Source organism: Rothia sp. HMSC064D08 (genome assembly GCF_001809525.1).
GTDB classification, from domain to species: Bacteria; Actinomycetota; Actinomycetes; order Actinomycetales; family Micrococcaceae; genus Rothia; species Rothia dentocariosa.
In genome coordinates this window covers 18,747-36,758 of the sequence record NZ_KV797886.1, presented here as the reverse complement: position 1 = coordinate 36,758, position 18,012 = coordinate 18,747, and the positions used below count along the sequence as shown (strand labels likewise).

Annotated in this window: 17 protein-coding genes and 1 tRNA gene; all 18 read left to right on the top strand. The window is 53.0% G+C overall.

Annotation, left to right across the window (positions count from 1 at the left end):
- Positions 1–1,502: 1,502 nt before the first annotated feature.
- The 18 genes from HMPREF2625_RS00180 (at position 1,503) to HMPREF2625_RS00085 (ending at position 17,934) form a co-directional block, all read left to right on the top strand.
- Positions 1,503–2,396: a DsbA family protein gene (locus HMPREF2625_RS00180; RefSeq protein WP_004005962.1), complete on the top strand. Its 894-nt coding sequence runs from the start codon at positions 1,503–1,505 to the stop codon at positions 2,394–2,396.
- Positions 2,397–2,721: 325 nt separating this feature from the next.
- Positions 2,722–2,798: transfer RNA gene (locus HMPREF2625_RS00175), tRNA-Thr, on the top strand.
- Between the two features lie 124 nt (positions 2,799–2,922).
- A complete protein-coding gene (locus HMPREF2625_RS00170; RefSeq protein ID WP_070520284.1) occupies positions 2,923–5,100 on the top strand; it encodes an acyltransferase family protein in 2,178 nt (725 codons plus the stop codon).
- A 427-nt stretch (positions 5,101–5,527) separates the two neighbouring features.
- Positions 5,528–6,364: an ABC transporter ATP-binding protein gene (locus HMPREF2625_RS00160; protein ID WP_070520278.1), complete on the top strand. Its 837-nt coding sequence runs from the start codon at positions 5,528–5,530 to the stop codon at positions 6,362–6,364.
- Positions 6,365–6,559: 195 nt separating this feature from the next.
- On the top strand, positions 6,560–7,390 hold the full coding sequence (locus HMPREF2625_RS00155) for an SGNH/GDSL hydrolase family protein (protein WP_070520275.1): 831 nt from the start codon (positions 6,560–6,562) through the stop codon (positions 7,388–7,390).
- A 535-nt stretch (positions 7,391–7,925) separates the two neighbouring features.
- On the top strand, positions 7,926–8,162 hold the full coding sequence (gene rpmB / locus HMPREF2625_RS00150) for a 50S ribosomal protein L28 (RefSeq protein ID WP_004005966.1): 237 nt from the start codon (positions 7,926–7,928) through the stop codon (positions 8,160–8,162).
- A gap of 3 nt (positions 8,163–8,165) precedes the next feature.
- Positions 8,166–8,336 (top strand): 50S ribosomal protein L33, encoded by a 171-nt coding sequence (rpmG, locus tag HMPREF2625_RS00145; protein WP_004005967.1) that lies wholly within the window; start codon positions 8,166–8,168, stop codon positions 8,334–8,336.
- 2 nt (positions 8,337–8,338) lie between these two features.
- The gene (gene rpsN / locus HMPREF2625_RS00140; protein WP_004005968.1) at positions 8,339–8,644 is read left to right on the top strand and encodes a 30S ribosomal protein S14; all 306 of its coding nucleotides are present in this window, start codon (positions 8,339–8,341) and stop codon (positions 8,642–8,644) included.
- 95 nt (positions 8,645–8,739) lie between these two features.
- The gene (locus tag HMPREF2625_RS00135; protein WP_004005969.1) at positions 8,740–9,060 is read left to right on the top strand and encodes an HU family DNA-binding protein; all 321 of its coding nucleotides are present in this window, start codon (positions 8,740–8,742) and stop codon (positions 9,058–9,060) included.
- A gap of 358 nt (positions 9,061–9,418) precedes the next feature.
- Positions 9,419–10,069 (top strand): hypothetical protein, encoded by a 651-nt coding sequence (locus tag HMPREF2625_RS00130; RefSeq protein WP_070520271.1) that lies wholly within the window; start codon positions 9,419–9,421, stop codon positions 10,067–10,069.
- A gap of 647 nt (positions 10,070–10,716) precedes the next feature.
- Complete coding sequence (locus tag HMPREF2625_RS00120) at positions 10,717–11,559, top strand: hypothetical protein (protein WP_070520263.1); 843 nt, start codon at positions 10,717–10,719, stop codon at positions 11,557–11,559.
- Positions 11,560–11,598: 39 nt separating this feature from the next.
- The gene (locus HMPREF2625_RS00115; RefSeq protein WP_246826551.1) at positions 11,599–12,111 is read left to right on the top strand and encodes a cell surface protein; all 513 of its coding nucleotides are present in this window, start codon (positions 11,599–11,601) and stop codon (positions 12,109–12,111) included.
- 349 nt (positions 12,112–12,460) lie between these two features.
- Positions 12,461–13,096, top strand: coding sequence for a hypothetical protein (locus tag HMPREF2625_RS00110; RefSeq protein WP_048754494.1), 636 nt, complete (start codon positions 12,461–12,463; stop codon positions 13,094–13,096).
- A gap of 463 nt (positions 13,097–13,559) precedes the next feature.
- Positions 13,560–14,453, top strand: coding sequence for a hypothetical protein (locus HMPREF2625_RS00105; protein ID WP_070520253.1), 894 nt, complete (start codon positions 13,560–13,562; stop codon positions 14,451–14,453).
- A gap of 304 nt (positions 14,454–14,757) precedes the next feature.
- Positions 14,758–15,246, top strand: coding sequence for a hypothetical protein (locus HMPREF2625_RS00100; RefSeq protein WP_070450127.1), 489 nt, complete (start codon positions 14,758–14,760; stop codon positions 15,244–15,246).
- A gap of 249 nt (positions 15,247–15,495) precedes the next feature.
- Complete coding sequence (locus tag HMPREF2625_RS00095) at positions 15,496–16,275, top strand: hypothetical protein (protein WP_070520249.1); 780 nt, start codon at positions 15,496–15,498, stop codon at positions 16,273–16,275.
- Between the two features lie 133 nt (positions 16,276–16,408).
- A complete protein-coding gene (locus HMPREF2625_RS00090) occupies positions 16,409–16,975 on the top strand; it encodes a copper resistance CopC family protein (protein ID WP_246826550.1) in 567 nt (188 codons plus the stop codon).
- A gap of 203 nt (positions 16,976–17,178) precedes the next feature.
- Positions 17,179–17,934, top strand: coding sequence for a copper chaperone PCu(A)C (locus HMPREF2625_RS00085; protein ID WP_070520239.1), 756 nt, complete (start codon positions 17,179–17,181; stop codon positions 17,932–17,934).
- Positions 17,935–18,012: the final 78 nt, after the last annotated feature.

Sequence of the window (18,012 nt, the reverse complement as noted above, 5' to 3'; positions counted from 1 at the left end):
TGTGTTTAACGGTGGTTTTTACCAAACAACCCCCGGCCCGGTGCAGTATCCCCTTGACTATAAGTGCGGTTTGGGCCTGGTAGGCTATACCGGGACAGCCTCGTATTAACCACTCAACTAGTGGTTAACTCCGGTACAACACCCAAGAATGGGCCTCAAAACCCCCGCTACCTGTGACGGACCTCTGAAGAAAAACGGGTGCCACCAGCACAGGAAAACCCGGTAACGATGCACCAACTGCCGGGTCTCAACAACCATTCAACACCTCAAACTCACCCAACGGAACTAGCTATGCTTTTATCGCTTGGAATACCAGCATTAGCTTTCAACACGTAAAGCCCCGGAAAAGTACCCTCTAATTCCAGCTGTATATGTAAGCCGGTACTGGGACGTCATGTATTCATACTCCCGTTCACCCTGTTGCGAGGTGCAGCTCGACGGGATCTACCTTTGGTGCAGATTATGGCATATATCGCCATAGCCGCGTCGTTCTTATATTGTCTATGCAGACAGAAAATTGGGTTATGGAATAGAATGTGTGTCTGTTCTAATGTTCCTAACCTGAATTGTGGGTGGGGCTAAGCCATATTCTCGTATCCCTTACCCACTAAAACCCTGAGCAAGACGGAAGTGTAGAGCATGATTACTCGAACAGCTATAGCGGTTCTGGAGGTTTTGACGGTGCCGATACTCTGCTAGAAGCTCGCTGAGGAACACTGCTTGCGGCGTGTGTAGCCATAAAGTACTGCGAGGCTTGTCCACTAGTACTGTCCACTAGCAGGGTGCTCATGAAGGAGAACGGCTGGATTACAACGTAGATAACCGCTAAGTGCACAGGGGGGGACTACAGGATAAAGGGATAGGCGATGTCCCAAGGCGCCCGTGATAAGGTTCGTCAAATTGTGGCTAAGCAAGTAAGATACTGTCAGCATTAGACATTGACATCGCCAATGAAACTAAGCTGAGTGTAGTAGAGTCATCGCATGCTATTATCCCCTGGAATCTTAGGGCGAAATTCGTTGGTTGAAGCTGTTCTAGTAAATATGGGGTTTATTGCTAATCTCGACATCTGACTTGGTCTGCGGTCGAGGCTATCTTAGACCTTTTCCTTGGTAGCGCAGTCTTGCAGTATGAGGGTCTTATCCGTGGAACTTATGAGCTATAAACGGGGGGTCTCTGGAAAGGTATGGTTTACATACATGTCACCCAGAGAATAGGGGAACGAGGCAACTTATAAGGCACCGAGTCTGCTTTTGCTCATACCGCCAGGTTTATCCTGAGATGCTATCCCGCAGAATAACAAGTCTTATAATGGTACGCGCGGCTTATAGCCAGCGCAGGTGACTGTGGTTGCCCCGTAAAATAAGCTGTGAGCGTGAGAACGCGACACAAAGTGTAGAAAACCTGGCTATGACTGGCAGCTACCAACAACCTTCGGTAGGCTAGAACGGGTTAGCGGTAGGCGCATCCACCGCGTCGATCACAAGATAAAGGAGCAGGCAATGTCCCAGGACGCCCGCGAGAAGGCCCGCCAAATTGCGGCTAAACAATCAAAACGCGGCAATGTCGCGATGAACCGTCGATGGATACAACTTACCGTACTCGGCGTAGTCGTTGTTATTGTTTTCGTTATTGGCTTTGTTTATATCAATGGTCAGAACAATAAAGTACCCGAATCGGGTCCTGTGCCTGCGAGTTCGAATGAGTACGGCGGAATTGTGCTGACTAAGGACGGAATCGTCCAAAACTCCTCAACACGAGACACCCGTAACTATAAGGAACTAGGGGACTCTAACGCCTCCTACACCCCCTCGGTGAATGGTACCCCGCAGGCGGGCAAGAAGCTGCCACTCGGCGTTCAGTCGGCAGATGAAGCCTCTAAGAACGGCAAACCGGTGCGCGTAACGATCTTCCAGGACTACAATTGCGTGCACTGCCATGAGTTTGAGGATCAGTACGGCGAGGAACTGAAGAAACAGGTTCAAGAGGGTAATATCGAACTCGAAATCCGTAACCTGACCTTCCTTGATCAGAATTCACCCACCCAGTACTCGGCACGTACCGCTAATGCCGCATACGCCGTTGCTAACCAGGTGAGTGCAGATAAATTCTTGGACTTCCAGAAAGAACTGTTTAGTCACCAGGGAACCGGCGACCTGAACAACCAGCAGATTGCCGATATAGCATCTAAATACGGTGCAAATATCGGTTCGGATATGAACGATAACAAGTGGCGTTCTCTTGTGGATGTCGTGACCGCAGAATCCTCGAAGAACGATATTGGGGGCACCCCGACAGTTTTTGTGGACGGTGAACAATACACCAGCAATGACTTCACTGGCTTCCTGCAGGGGAAGATCGACGCCAAGAAGAATAACAATAACCCGCAGCAGTAATATAAAAGGATTTGCCCGCAAGCGCTAAGCCTGCGGGCAAATCCTTTTTCTATCGTGCTTTAGCCTCAAAGGATACTGACACAATAGTCTAAGATTCCAATGCATGATTCTGCATGAGAGGGCATCTCTGTTAAGGTTCATCGACCGTCTAACATTTTCTGAGCCGTATGAATATAGTTCGAAATCTAAAAGACTCAAAAAGTATAGTGATACGGGAAAATAGCGTTTAAGTAGACACATATAAAAACAGTGAACACGATAAACTTTCATAACATCCACTTTTGAATTAGCATACCTGTGCGTTTGCTGTACACTAGAAGACGTTGCCTCCTTAGCTCAGCTGGCCAGAGCATCGGTCTTGTAAACCGAGGGTCACCGGTTCGAATCCGGTAGGGGGCTCCACGAAAGTCCTGATTCATGCGTTACGCAGCTGATGCGTTGAATCGGGACTTTCCCCTTACAGGTCGTTAGCATTATATGAGACCACACACACCGATTTACAGAGCAGCACAGGACACGCGATATTATGACAGCAGGTCAACCCGCAATGCATCAGCAAGCGGCGCAAACCCCGACTGTATCATCACCCTCAAACTCTTACCCCCTCGAAAACTTTATTGAAACTCGGGGATTCCGCCCCGAAATTCAGGGTCTGCGTGCATTCGCAGTACTCCTGGTAGTGCTATACCATGTCTGGTTTGGTAGGGTATCCGGCGGCGTGGACGTCTTTCTATTCATCTCGGCGTTCCTGCTCTCACTCTCGAATATGCGCAAAATCAACGAGGGCAGGCCGCTTAACCTCTTCACATACTGGCTACACGTGTTCCAACGCTTGCTTCCGGTAGCGACCGTAACCATCGCGGGAACGACCATCGCATCATTTTTTATCCTATCGCCAAGCCGCTGGGCCGATATGCTCGCGGATGCGAAGGGATCCCTCTTCTATTACCAGAACTGGCATCTTGCTTTTAACTCGGTAGATTACTATGCGCAAAACGCAGCATCGAAAACCCCGTTCCAGCACTTCTGGTCGCTGTCTATTCAGGGACAGATTTTTATTCTGTGGCCGTTGCTCTTCGCGCTGGTCGCATACCTTGTGCATCGTTTCCGCTGGAATCTGTTCACGACAACCATTTTGGTTTTCGATACGGTCTTTGTGGCATCTTTGACGTTTTCGATTATTGAAACCGAGACAAACCAGGGGTTCGCATACTTCGATACTCGTACCCGTCTCTGGGAGTTTGCTGTCGGGACGCTGCTCGCCATGGTAACCCTCAAATGGAAGGCCCCTGAGAAGGCGCGCGTCATCATGGGGTGGATCGGCGTTTTTGGGCTTGTGACCTGTGGCGCCTTCCTGCCCGTGCAGCGTTCCTTTCCCGGATTCTTAGCGCTGTATCCAGTAGTTTCAGGTGCTCTCGTCATTATGGCGGGCCGTACCAACAGTCGGTGGGGCGTAGACCGCTGGTTGGTCTCTAAACCTCTGCAGAGTCTCGGCAATATCTCCTACGCCCTGTACCTGGTGCACTGGCCCATCCTGATCTTGTACAGCACCGCTGTAGAGAAACCCCACGTGAATTTTCTTGAAGGAACCGCCATTATTGCGGTATCTATTGGCTTAGCTTGGGTTCTGATCCAGTTCGTGGAGAAACCGCTGCGTTACCGTAAAGACCCTTTCATTCCCTGGCTGATGAAAATACTGCGGTTTAAGAGGGTTTTCGCGGTCAAAACATGGGCTGATCAGCTTGCCTTCCTGGCCGCAACCTTTTTACTGGCAGGAATACCTCTTGCCGGTGCGCAGGCGTGGGTGAACTACTCCAATACTCAGGCGAGTATTCAGGCAGAAACGCAGACCCAGACTGCAACCGATAATCACCTAGGTGCTCGCGCCATCGGCACCGATCAGGCGCTCATGCACGACGACCCTATCCCTAATGGTGATTTGAAGAATCAATACGAGATGTTGAGCGACGGCAAATGCGAAGGCAATTTTGCCCTCTCTCATGACTCGCTTAAGAAGTACTGCTCTTCGCAGAAGAACGGAACAGATGATTCGCCGCTTATGATGGTCGTCGGTAACTCCCACGCGGAACAGGCAATGGCCATGTTCAAACCCGTTGCCGAGCAGTCCAAAGTTAATATGCAGTCGATCCTCTTGGGCGGATGCCAGTATCCGCAGCAGGATGCATCATCCTCGAACGAGTGCGCCGAGTTTAACCGGGACGTTACCGAAGAAATTCTGCAGCGTAAGCCGCAGACCGTGGTGATTATCGCAACCATCGCGGAGGCGCGGTCTAATGAGGAGCGCATCGACCCGGCCTTGGAGGAAACGGTCAAGAAATTCACGGACGCCGGAATACAGGTGGTCGGTGTGCGCGATAACCCGCGGTACGACTACAACGTATACGAATGCGCACAGAAGGCGGGAGACGACCTGGAATCCTGTGCGCGCCCGGTCTCTGAGAAACTGGCTGAAAAGAACCCCGCCCAAGAGGTCTTTGACAAATACAAGGATAAGGGCGCGGTGCTGGTAGATATGACTGACCTGTACTGTCCGGAAGGAATGTGCCAACCGGTTGTCGGGAACGTCTACGTGTACATAGACGAAAACCATGTGAGCAAGGCATACGGGCGTACTATGGCGAAAACTATGCTTGAACGCGCCGCCAAGGGTGGTTGGATACCCACTGGCATGCTCTCGCTCTAAACACGTGCCAAGAATATACGATGCCGTGTCTTCTTAGCGGAAGGCGCGGCATCGGTACGTCTGAAGCCTCGGTGAACGGCGGCCGCCGCACGTTTACTATGCAGCGATGAAGTTTCATGTGCATATTTTGCAGACATCATATAAGTATCATGATCATGCAGGGGAGAAGGAACGATGTGTGCTCGTTGAAGGTGAAGGGACTCTCTGGCTAAGGTCTTCACACGGGACATGAAAAAGCTTTCATTCATACGCAGGAAGATACACACTCTTAGGCCCGGTGTTAGTAGGTGCCGTGATCGTGGTATGCGCTGATTCTGCAGCCGCAAACCTATTCCGGCATATAAAAGTTCTGTAGGCATTTTTATGGCGTCTTCAGTACCCTCATACTTATCTGGTTGCTCGTGCAGAACCGAAAGGAAGGTAAATCATGAAAGCCGTAACTGAGCGTACTCTGCGCGTAGACAACGTGAGCCTAGGATACGGCGCACAGCCTATCGTCAAAGACCTGAGCTTAGAATTCCCGCAGGGCAAGGTCACCGCCATTATCGGCCCCAACGGATGCGGTAAATCCACGCTTCTGCGGGGTGTTTCGCGACTCTTGCATCCCCTTGACGGCGAGTTTTTGCTCGATGGTAAGCCTACGCATCAGTACTCCATGAAGGGGTTCGCACGCATGGTCGGGCTTATGCCGCAGCATCCTATTGCGCCTGAAGGCATTACTGTTGCCGATTTGGTTTCGCGGGGGCGCTACCCCTATCAAGGGCTTTTCAAACGTAATAGCGCCGAAGATGATGAGGCGGTAGCCTGGGCCCTAGAGGCCACCGATACGATGTCGCTCGCCGAACGCCAAGTAACCGAGCTTTCCGGCGGTCAGCGCCAGCGTGTGTGGATTGCGATGGCGCTTGCGCAGGAGACCGATATTCTGCTGTTGGATGAGCCGACCACGTACCTTGACCTGGCGCATCAGGTGGAGCTGCTGGATTTACTGGCGGACCTGAACGAAGAACGCGGCACCACCATGATTATGGTGCTGCACGAGCTGAATCTCGCCGCTCGCGTTGCAGACTATCTGATCGCCATGAAGGACGGGCAAATTGTCAGTCGCGGATCTGCTCACGAGGTGCTGACCTCCAGAAATCTTAACGATATTTTTGGGCTCAAAGCCAAGGTTGCTGATCCGTTTAGTGACGGGAGCGTGGTGGTGGTGCCGCATCATCGGTATGCGCACGCTTCGCAGAAGATACTGGACGACGTGAACCCGTGAAATAAGACTTATGAAACAGGAGCGAGAAACCCGAACAAAACGCGGTTACGGTATGTTTGAGTTTGCTGCACGGATTGGTTTGCCCTGCCTGAAACCGCACGCAGCTGGATGTCTGCGGTCGATACCTAAGACAGACATATTATTCATGGGATACTGGCGGGTAGATAAAAAACCAAAAGTTAGGAAGTACCTACCATGCTCAAACTCGATAAAAATGCCAGACTGCACGGCGAACCTGTGCGTTATGTGGCGATGGGCGACTCGTTTACCGAAGGCGTGGGTGATGTCGATACCGACCGCCCCAACCAGGTGCGTGGCTGGGCAGATCGCGTTGCGGAAGCTATCGGCTCAGTCGATGCTCAGGCGCAGTACGCTAACCTGGCGATCCGCGGGCTTTTGATGCACCAGATTGTCGATCAGCAACTGGAGGCAGCCTTAGAACTGAGACCGAACCTTGTTAGCTTCTACGGCGGCGGCAACGATATTATTAGCCTAAACGTGAATATAGATGAGATTATCTCGCATGCAGAGCGAGCCTTTGCGGCTCTGCGCGCGGAAGGAATCGAGGTTCTGACGATTACGGGCCTAGACGTGAAGGGAGAGGGACCCTTTGCTCGGACCCGCCCGCGTACCGCCCTGTATAACGAGCTTCTACGCACAGTGGCGGATAAATATGGTGTGCACATTATCGATTACTGGCGTATGGACGATTTTCTGGACTGGCGGCTGTGGGCTGACGACCGCCTGCATATGAATGAGTTGGGGCATCAGCGCTTTGCATACCATGTGCTGACGCAGCTTGGGCTGGGGCATCTTGCGCAGGACGTGAACCTTATCGCCGGTGAAGAAGAGCCTCCGCCGCTGCGTGAGAGAGTTGCCGAGAGTGCGTATTGGGTAAGAACGCATGCTCTGCCTTGGATGGGTCGGCAGTTGACTGGGCGCAGTTTGGGGGATGGACTAAGCGCGAGGTACCCGAATTTGGTTCCTGCCGCTGGCCTTGGTGAGCCGGTAGAACTCGAAGAATAATCTGCCGTATGCCGTAAAATACGGGTCTGTACGAGTTAAGATGTTAATCTCACATTTAAAATTTCACTGATGTAATTAGATGTTTGTCACATGGATATCGACAAGGGACGAAAATTCCGTCATGAACTACCTTAAACTCCCTTGTGACTTGAGGAAACAGCGAGAACTGGTAGAATAAGCGGGTAACTCTATCGTGACCTTTCGGCGTGCCCGGAAGAAGTCTGTATCAAATGGTTACCCCTCAAAATCCAAAAAATCCTTGGTTTTTAAGGGGATTTTCTGGCGTGCAGGCTTGCGTGAGTTGCTGGATTTACCTAGAATTTAACGCTGTTCGTAGTGGTGGAAACGCCTCTCGACACTAAATTATGCTTCACCGTTTTTCCCGCGGCGGGGATTGACATCTGGATCTCACCCAGATGCCGGTCTCAAACACTCTAGCCCGGAGAATAACCCGGTGCTTCTACATTGGTGACGGGACGTACGAGTAACATCGACTGCGCATCCGTCAGAAAAGTCAATCAATAAGGAGTGAAACATGGCAGCAGTCTGCCAGGTGACCGGAGCTGTTCCCGGCTTTGGACACAGCATTTCGCACTCGCATCGCCGCAATAAGCGTCGATTCGATCCGAACGTTCAGAAGAAGACCTATTGGGTTCCTTCGCTTCGCCGTAAGGTGACCCTGAACGTGTCCGCTAAGGGCATTAAGGTTATCGATGCTCGTGGCATTGATGCCGTGGTCGCAGAAATCATCGCACGCGGGGAGAAGATCTAGTACATGGCATCCAAGGCTAAGGACCTGCGTCCTATTATCAAACTCAAGTCCACTGCAGGCACCGGGTACACCTATGTAACCCGTAAGAATCGCCGCAATAATCCTGACCGTATGGTGCTAAAGAAGTACGATCCCGTGGTTCGCAAGCACGTTGACTTCCGAGAGGAGCGCTAAGAATGGCTAAGAAGTCAAAGATCGCTCGTAACGAGCAGCGCAAGGTCATCGTAGCTCGCTACGACGAGAAGCGTCGAGAACTGAAGAAGACGCTGGTGAACGAGAACGCTACCCCCGAGGAGCGCGAAGCAGCACGTGTAGCTTTGCAGAAGCTACCCCGCAACGCATCTCCCGTCCGCGTTCGCAACCGTGACCAGATCGACGGTCGTCCGCGCGGTACCTTCCAGAAGTTTGGTATCTCCCGCGTACGCTTCCGCGAGATGGCACACCGTGGCGAATTGCCCGGTATTACTAAGTCAAGCTGGTAATTTCTGGTATTTTGTACCTAGGCGAGTTATTTTTCCTCGTGAAAAGCAGCTCGACTTAGTCTGAAAAAGATAAGTCTCAGGAAGGGGCACCCCAAATGGCTAAGAACCGTACCGAACTTGTTGCAGAGGTAGCAGAGAAGTCTGGCAAGAGCCAGGCAACCGTGAACGCAGTGCTCGACGCAGTGTTCCAGGCTTTCGAGACCTCCGTCTCTAAGGGCGAGAAGATCACCATCCCCGGCTGGTTGGCTATCGAGCGTACCGACCGTGCAGCTCGTACCGGTCGCAACCCGCAGACCGGTGAAACCATCCAGATTCCCGCTGGTCACGGTGTGAAGCTGACCGCAGGCTCCAAGCTGAAGGCGGCAGTCGCTACCAAGAAGAAGGCCACCAAGGCCACCTCCAAGAAGAAGAAGTAACTTCTTGAGACTTCTAGGACCTGATAGGGGCTCCCACCACACGGTGGGAGCCCCTATGTTTATGGTTTGTTTTCTCTATCTGAGAGCTTCTGCCTCGTGATAACGCCCGATACCAAACTCCGTTTGAAAAGGTTGTCAGGACGGGATAAACTACCGGGGACGGAATCTTATTCTTCTAAGAACTTCACATTGAACATACGCATCGCAACATTACGCTATAATACCTTTCGCCCCAAGAAAAGAGGGCAACACCTTGTCACCTAAAAGTCTCAATCAGGTTAGCTAAAATAGTAGTAAGTAATGTTGCATCCTGAAAATATATCCTGTTATGACACAGAAACACTCAGAAAGACATACCGTGACCATTGTACCGAGAAAGTATAGCGCTCTTCCGTTAGCCCTTGCAGGGCTTGGTTTGTTGAGCGCGTGTGCATCCTCCGAACCTCAGGATCCGGTGACTCCCGCCGTGGTGACAGTGACCGCATCCCCCTCAACACATGGTACGGCTGCGGAACCTTCACCTTCGGCAACCTCTAACTCTTCAGCAGATCCCGCCCATGCCCCCGCCGCGACCCAGGGTAATGGGGGAGAAGGAAATACTGCTGGCGGCTCGGTGAATGGTGATACTAATCAGAATCAGCCCGGAACCGGCGGGAACAATACGCCCGCGCAACGTAACAATGGTGGATCTCCAACCGAACCCAAGGTGAATGTGAATGGCTCCTGGACCCACACGAACTCCGAAGGCGATAAAATCACCGTTGAGACGAGCGGTGCGTGGGAAGTTATTAAGAGCGACGGTGAGGTCATTAGAGTGAGCGCAAACGGCGCATGGACCCAGACCGACCATGACGGCGAGGTTATTACGGTTAACGCCGACGGCTCGTGGTCAGTCTCCGAGAATGGCATTGTTGAGGATGAAGAAGACCGGCCTGAAATCCCTGCAATTCCTGGAAAACCCAATAATCCGGAGGCGGCAACTCCGGTAGCCCCTGCAGCTCCGCGTTAAGATGCGGTTCTATGTAGAAAACTGGTATACACAACATATAAATATAAAAAATATAAATGTGTAAGTATTATTAAATACTTTATATGTAAACTTTATAAGTATTTCACCCTGTTCTCAAAATATCTATAAATCAAATGGTCCTTGCGTAAAGATCTCTGTGGTCGACTGCTCGGGTGATACTCTACTAAGCTGAGCTTTCTCGTGCTCCGGCATTTCTTGTCGTTGAGTGTATGCCTCTTGATACGCGAATAAAGTTTTGCCTTGTGGGATAGGGGTTGTATGTCGGGAGGATAAAGACCTTCACATAGAACTCTCGTAAGTGTAAAGAAAATATATATAAAAATGCTGATTAACTTTAATCCGTAGTTTCATGTCCGAGGTTTTGAAGTGTTTCCCAAGATATTCTTGAGGGTACCCGCAGAAATTAACGTGATATTTTTCAAGAAACGTGTTAATGGATAGCTTCAAGAAGCGGAACACCTTTAGAATAGATGTATCCCTCCTTCCGGAAGGACTATTTATCCCGCAACGACGCTCTTCAGTGGGGATCACTATAACACCATATTCTTCGGTGCTGTGGTGCGCTCATGCTGAACGTCTGGGTGGTCGCAACGGGACGTCATCACCGGTTTATAGAAAGAAATGCAATGAGCATGAAGAGAACCTACGCCGTTGTATCGGTGGCTGTGGCGAGTATTCTTGCCCTGAGCGCCTGCGGCTCCTCAAATGAGGCGTCTTCCTCCGTAACGTTATCGCCCAACAGCAGCTCCTCAAGCTCAAAATCTTCTCCCACGAAATCTAAGTCTCCAAGTCCCAGTTCCTCGGCGAGTTCATCCCCTTCCGCGACGGCGACTGAAACCGCAACCCCCGAGCCTGCGGATGCTACTCCCTCTTCAACCGCCGAGAGTAATACTACAGGTGAAGCCGTGAATGCTCCCACGCTCACGGATGCGGCAACAGCCCCCGAATCTCCGGCTGCTAATTCTCCTGAGGAAAGCGCAGCAGCTGGTGGTGCGGATGCGAATAAGGATGTCGATGAAGCGGCGAAGCCGGCTGATGGTTCTGGTGGAAGTAACTCCGGGCAGCAGGGAAATTCTGGAGGTCAGGGAGGAGCAGGATCCGCAAATAAAAACGGCGGTTCGCAAGGGTCTACCGGCAACAAGGGAAATGGCGGTGCTTCTAGTATCAAGGTGAACCGCGATGGTTCGTGGTCTCAGACCGCTGCGGATGGAAGCACTATCAAAGTTGATTCCGATGGCTCGTGGAAACGCAAGAATGCCGATGGAACCCGAATTCGTGTGTACGACGACGGATCGTGGGTGCAAAAGTATCCGAATGGAAGCGAATTCGGCGTCACCGATAACGGCGAATGGTACTCCTCTAATGGATGGCGAATTTCGTCCTACACGCCCCCAGCGCCCACGTATCCTGGACGGGGGACGGCTCGTCCAGCACAGCCTAAGCGCGCTGTTTGGCAGGGGCGCGGGTAATAAAAACGGCTGACTTTCTGCCCTAAGATGGGAAAACACGTGAAAACTGTAAAAATTATAGCGAGTCTTGCTCTGGCATTTGCTTCTGCTCTGACGCTAAGCGCTTGCGTTGCTCATAGCTCTAGCGGTTCGGCCGCCTCTCCATCGGCGTCGAAAACCCATAAGCCTTTTCCGTCCGTAACGGTACGCAGTATGGAGGAACAAACCACACAGGTTTCCTCGGATAGTTCATGGTCTTATGTGTCCAATGATGGTTTGCAGGTGAAAGTCAATGCTGACGGTTCTTGGACTAAAACCGGGATTATGGGCGAGGAAACTGCGGTGTCGGCAGATGGGTCATGGACCCATAAAGCTCGAATCGAGATTGCAGAGCAGGGAACAGTGCAAGGCTCCCAGGCTAAGGTGCAGGCGGATGGTGGCTACACGACTGTGAAGAAAGGCGGGCAGCCCGGAACCGCGAAACCTACGGTTCCTCAGATGCCTGAAAAACCTGCAAACCCTCAGGCGGTAACACCTAAGACCCCGGTTGAGCCCTCGTATGCTCTGCAATAGTTTGTGACTGCGACCTCTGTCGTGAGGACTTTCAGGAACCGAAGCGCCGCATCCACAAGGCTAGGATGCGGTGCTTCGGCTTTTCATCTGCCTGTGATAAGAGTCTGTGGTACGGGGGTATACCCCACCCCTTTACTTCTGCGGGAATTTGGGGGCCTGAAATAGGTATAAAAAACCTTAAGATAATTTTTAAGTTTCTTAGGTTAAACACAGGTTTACATAGGCTCAACATAGCTAGAACCAGTAGAATAAAGGTATTCCCGGTAGGGTATAGCTCCTGTAATTTCAGTCTTGTGACGCGAAATTTTCGGGTACTGAACAGTAATTCATCATCAGAAAGACTACGCACATGATCACCAAGAAAACTTCCGCCCTTCTTTCTCTGGCTGTAGCAGGCGTTGTAGCCCTCAGCGCATGCGGTGCCAATAACTCCAATAACGCTTCGAACTCTTCATCGGCATCCGCTTCTGCATCTGCGACTCCCAAGGTCTCCGCCTCCGATGGTTCGGTCACTGTGAATAATGGCGATACCTCTGTTACTGCTGGGGCTGACGGTAATATGCAGATGAAGAACGGCGATTCCACGGTATCTGCTGGTACTAACGGCGGAATGCAAGCGGATAACGGCTCGGGGTCGAGCGCATCCGCTGGCAATAACGGTGGCGGAGCCGGTTCGCATACTGTTGTATCTGATGGGTCGTGGACTTACACTGAGGCTGATGGTGATAATATCGCTGTGGCTTCTGACGGCTCATGGGTTCGCACCGAGACTGATGGCGATATTACCACCGTGAGTTCCGATGGCTCATGGACCGTTAAAGATGGTGGTGATGTAACAGCTGTAAGCGCTGATGGCAGCTACACCGTCCAGGAGGATGGCAAGCCGTCCACGAAGAAGCCAAGCCTTCCGGATCTGCCCAATAAACCAAGCGACTCTAAAGCTGTAACTCCTAAGTCTCCAGTTCAGCCAACCACTGCCGGCTAGATTATTCTAGATAGAGAGTCGATATGCCGTGCGTTGCCTCTGACGCGCTACGGTAACTACTGGTCTAGAAGGCTCCACCCGGACGTAGCATCACGGTATACGGCGCGATAATTCAAGTGGTGCGCATCCTTACGATAAGGATGTGCACCACTTTATTGTGTGCGGATAAAGGGCGGCAAAATAAAAACCCCGAAACCATAAGAGGTGCTTGTATAAGTGCAAGGTATGCTCTAAGTTTTCTGAGATCTACGAGAAGGGTAAATATTTTAAAATATTAATTAATTTTAATAACACAAGGAAATACAGTTAATTGTTTAGGATAGAAATGAGTATGCGTTAAAGGGTCTATTTATTGCTCTTAGCATAAAAAGAGCCACAGGGAGGGGAAAATTCCTGAAAAATACCGTCAGTGTGTGAGAGAGTTGAAAACCAGTCAATAATCACCGGCAGAAAGGATAGGCGTATGATCGCCAAGAAGACTTCCGCTTTTGTATCCCTGGCTGTTGCGAGCATGGTGGCGCTGAGCGCCTGTGGCTCGGATAATTCTAACGGCTCCTCCTCAAGCTCTTCCGCGGGAAGCGGGGCGTCCGGTTCCGCATCGGCAAACTCTTCAGCTTCCGCTTCCGGCGGCTCAGACTCCTCGAACGCTAGCGGTGGCGCCAGCGGCGATGCTTCGGCAAACTCCAGTGCCGGTTCTGATGCTAGCGGCGGTGCAGACTCAGAGAAGGGGTCTGGTAGCGGATCTAGCGACGGCACAGGATCGGATAATAAATCTGATTCTGGTTCCGATTCTGGCTCACAATCAGGCAGCGAGGGCGGCTCCGGTGGAGGCTCAGGTGCTGAAGGTGGTGGCGGCGCTCAGGGCGGCGCACAATCGGGCAGCGGTGACGGATCAGGTGGCGGAGCGAACGGTTCTGGCGCTGAGGGTGGCGGCGGTGCCCAGGGCGGCAACGCTCCTAACTCTGGCGGCGGTGCTGCCGGCGCTGACGGTAGCGGCGCACAGGGTGGTGGCGCCAATGGCGCTCCCGGTTCTGAGGGATACGTTCTGGTCTCGGAGGATGGCTCTTGGACTGCTACTGAACCCGACGGCGATACGGTTACGGTCTACTACGATGGCTCTTGGACTAGGACCGACGCTTCCGACGGTCACACCGATCTGGTGGGCATCGATGGCTCCTGGGTTAAGAACGAAGGCAATACAGTGACGGCTGTGCAGTACAACGGCGCCTACAACGTGATGGTTAACGGTCAGGCTACGTCCGAAAAACCCACCGACCTGCCGGATCTTCCCGTGGTTCCCAATACTCCGGGAGCGGCAACTCCTAAGTCACCTCTCAATCCGACCACTGCGGGCTAGCACCTGCAGATGGCCGTGAAGCGGCTGTGTAATCTGGCGCGCATCCTTAGTGTTTGAGGATGCGCGCCTTATTTCTGCTAAAAATACGGAAGATATAAATATGATGGGGGAATTTAACCGTTGGATATGCAATTAAACTACATAATTTTATGCACACCATTTCGAAAATATTTATGGAAATGCAATGTATTTACGGCTCATAGCATAAAAACACTCCGTACCTGGGATAAATCCCTGAAAAATACTTTAGGTGTGTGAGAGGGTGGGTTTTGAACCAACAATTACCGGCAGAAAGGATAGGCGTATGATCGCCAAGAAGACTTCTGTTTTTGTGTCCCTGGCTGTTGCTGGCGTGGTGGCGCTGAGCGCATGTGGCTCTGGCAGCTCCGGTGGTGACTCCTCCTCAAGCTCATCCTCAGCATCTACATCGTCAAGTTCATCAGCCTCGCAGGGATCCGTGACCACGGACAACGGCGGCACATCAGGCGACTCCGGTTCAGGTGGTGGCGCTGGCGGCGGCTCAGGCGCAGAAAATAATTCTGGCGGCGGCTCACAGATGGAGAACGGCGGCGGATCCGGCGGCACTGGTTCAGAGCCTTCAGCTGGCGGCAACATGCAGACCGGTGAGAGCGGTACCGGTGGCCACATGCAGACGAAGCCCGGCAGTGAAGGTGGAGCCCGTATGGATAACCCGCCGGAGGAACAACAGCAACAACAGCCCCAGCAAGGGCAGCAACAGCAGCAGCAGCCTCAGCAGGGACAACAGCAGCCTCAGCAACAGCAAAAGCAGTAACCTGAGGCATTCGCCCCTCTGCGGCGGTATGCTGCCACCGAAACAGGCGAGTTTCGGCGTATCTGTGCATATGGCGCGCATCCTTGAACGTGAGGATGCGCGCCATTGCGGCGTTCAAAACGTTAACCAGCCGAACATGTCACATCTTCGCCGTGAAATACCTGGTCAGCTGACAAACCGGTAGAATGTGGGATATTGACAGGTTGCGGGTACGCCCGCATATGACGACTACGAGCGAGGGGGCGGAACATGCACACACGCGCAAAGACGCGCCACCATGCCCGCCTTTTCGCCGTCAAAGACTGTGCCGAGCGGAAATCATCGTTGCGTGAGGTACAGCCAGCAACCGCTACTAGGCGAGGTGCCCGTGTGATGCGTGCCTGGCTTATCTCGGCATCTGCGGTTCTGCTGGGCTCGGCGGGGCATACTCTTGCTGGAGGCGGCGCCGCGCATCCGATGATTCTTGCGCTTTGCACCGCGTTAGGGGCGCTCGCCGCTCTGGGACTTCTAGCGCTTCTCGAACGTATAACGCGCTCACGGCAGCGAGCCATCTACCTGGGCACCGCAGCAGGCGCCATCACGGTGCAAACCCTGCTCCACGGTGTTTTCAACCTATCCCACGGATCCGCTCAGGCGGCGCATCGTGTGGCGGCACTGCAAGGAAACCACGCGCACGGTCATGCACATGCGCCCGGAACACCCCTTGCCCTTGAACACGGGAATGGGCTCAGCCACGCCGTCGCCCAGCACGCTACCGGCACTATGATCGGGGTGCACGCTCTTGCAGCCCTGCTAAGCCTTATACTTTTGCACCGTGGTGAACGCGCCCTCGCGCAGGCGTTGTGGGCTTTACACTGTTATCTGAATACACGTTTGCAGTCCGCTCTGCGCGTTCCGGTGTTGGCACCGCTTCCTGTCTTTCCCCGTATATACGGACGTTTTGTCATATCCGTTTATCTTCGTCGGCTGATGCTGGCGTTCTCCCGCGTGGAGCGAGGGCCGCCTGCAGTCTTGGGAAACCCCGCGTAACCCCAACCATCGCCCGTGCTACGAGTCTGCCCACCGGCTGGCTTGTGTGAGTGTTATACACCTTCCTCGACTAAAACCGAGTGTGAAGGTGCATGCGGCATGGGCATTCGATGCAGATAAAGGATTTACACATATGCGCACCATGATGCGTACCCTGGCAGCGGTTTTGCTCGCCAGCCTGATGCTTTTCGGCGGTGCCGCAGCGCAGGCGCATGACGAACTGGTTTCTTCCGACCCCGCCGCGAACGCAACTTTGACGCAGGCACCTGCCGAGCTGAACCTGACCTACAGCGCGAACCTCATGAATATTGAGGGCGGAAACCGTGTGCGCGTGGTCGATTCGACCGGCGCATCCGTAGCTGAAGGCGAACCACAGGTGAAGGGAACGACCGTCACCCAGCCGCTCAAGATCAAGGATGCGAGCGCTGACGAAACCTATACCGTCACCTGGCGTGTAGTCTCCTCGGACGGGCACCCTATTCAGGGGACCTATACGTTCAGCGTTGGCGCAGGTAAAGCCGCAGCATCCCCGCAGGATGCGGGCACCGGCGAATCTTCGCAGGTCGCAGCTGATACCCAGAACTCCACTAAGTCAGATTCCGATTCCGGGGTGAATTGGTGGCTGATTGGCGGCGGTGTAGGTTTCTTCGTCGTGCTGGCTGTGGGGATTCTCGCCCTGCTCAAAAAACGTTCCGCATAATACCTTGTACACCCGTGACGTTACTGGGCAGCTTCCGGACGTCACACCCATTGGCAGGCGCCGCATCGGGATCTTCCCGCAGATTGCGGCACGCGCGATTAAAAGTCGCAGAATAATCGAACGTCGTGAACTGTCGCATGTGCCTGCCGAAGAATTGTTCGCACACACAGGCGGGTTTTACCGCCAGAAAAGAGTAAAAGATCATGAAGAAATTTCAGGCTCACCACAAGCTGATGGCTTTGAGCTCCGTAGCTCTCGCCGGGATGCTTACCCTGAACGCTTGTGGCTCTACCAACACGAACTCTGATTCGAGCGCATCCGCAACGAGCTCTTCCAGCGCAGCGGCAAGCGGTTCGGCACAGTCGTCTTCAGGCCCGATCAAGATTGAGAACACCTGGGCTAAGGCAACCGACGGTGGTATGACCGGCGTTTTCGGCAAGATTACCAATACCAGCGATCACGATGTGAAGGTCGTCTCGGCAACATCGACTGCGACCGATGAAGTGCAGCTGCACACCACGGTTAAGGACTCTAACGGAAGCACCAAGATGCAGCAGGTGCAGGAATTCACGGTGAAAGCGGGGGAGACCCTGGAGTTGAAGCCCGGAGGCAACCACATTATGCTGATGGGTCTGAACTGCTCGCTCTCGGCGGGTGCCAGCACCACGGTAACCCTCAAGACTGAGGACGGCGCAACCCTGGAGTTCAAGCCTGAGGCACGCGACTACTCTGGCGCTAAGGAAGAATATCAGGGCGATGCGCAGTCCACCGGCTCAGCTTCGGCGGACGCATCCGCATCAGCTTCGGGTGACTCCCATGACGGCCACGAGCATGGTCATGGGGATGGCGAGCACTCCGATCATGAACATGGTACGCACGAACACGGTGAGCACAGCGACCACGACCATATGAGCGGCGAAGCCTCGGGGAGTGCATCCGCAAAACCGCAGTGTAAGTAGCCGCAGCGCTCGGCAACGGGTGTTTTAACACATCTACCGAGCCTATGCAGGATGCGCGGTGCACGAAACCGCAACATT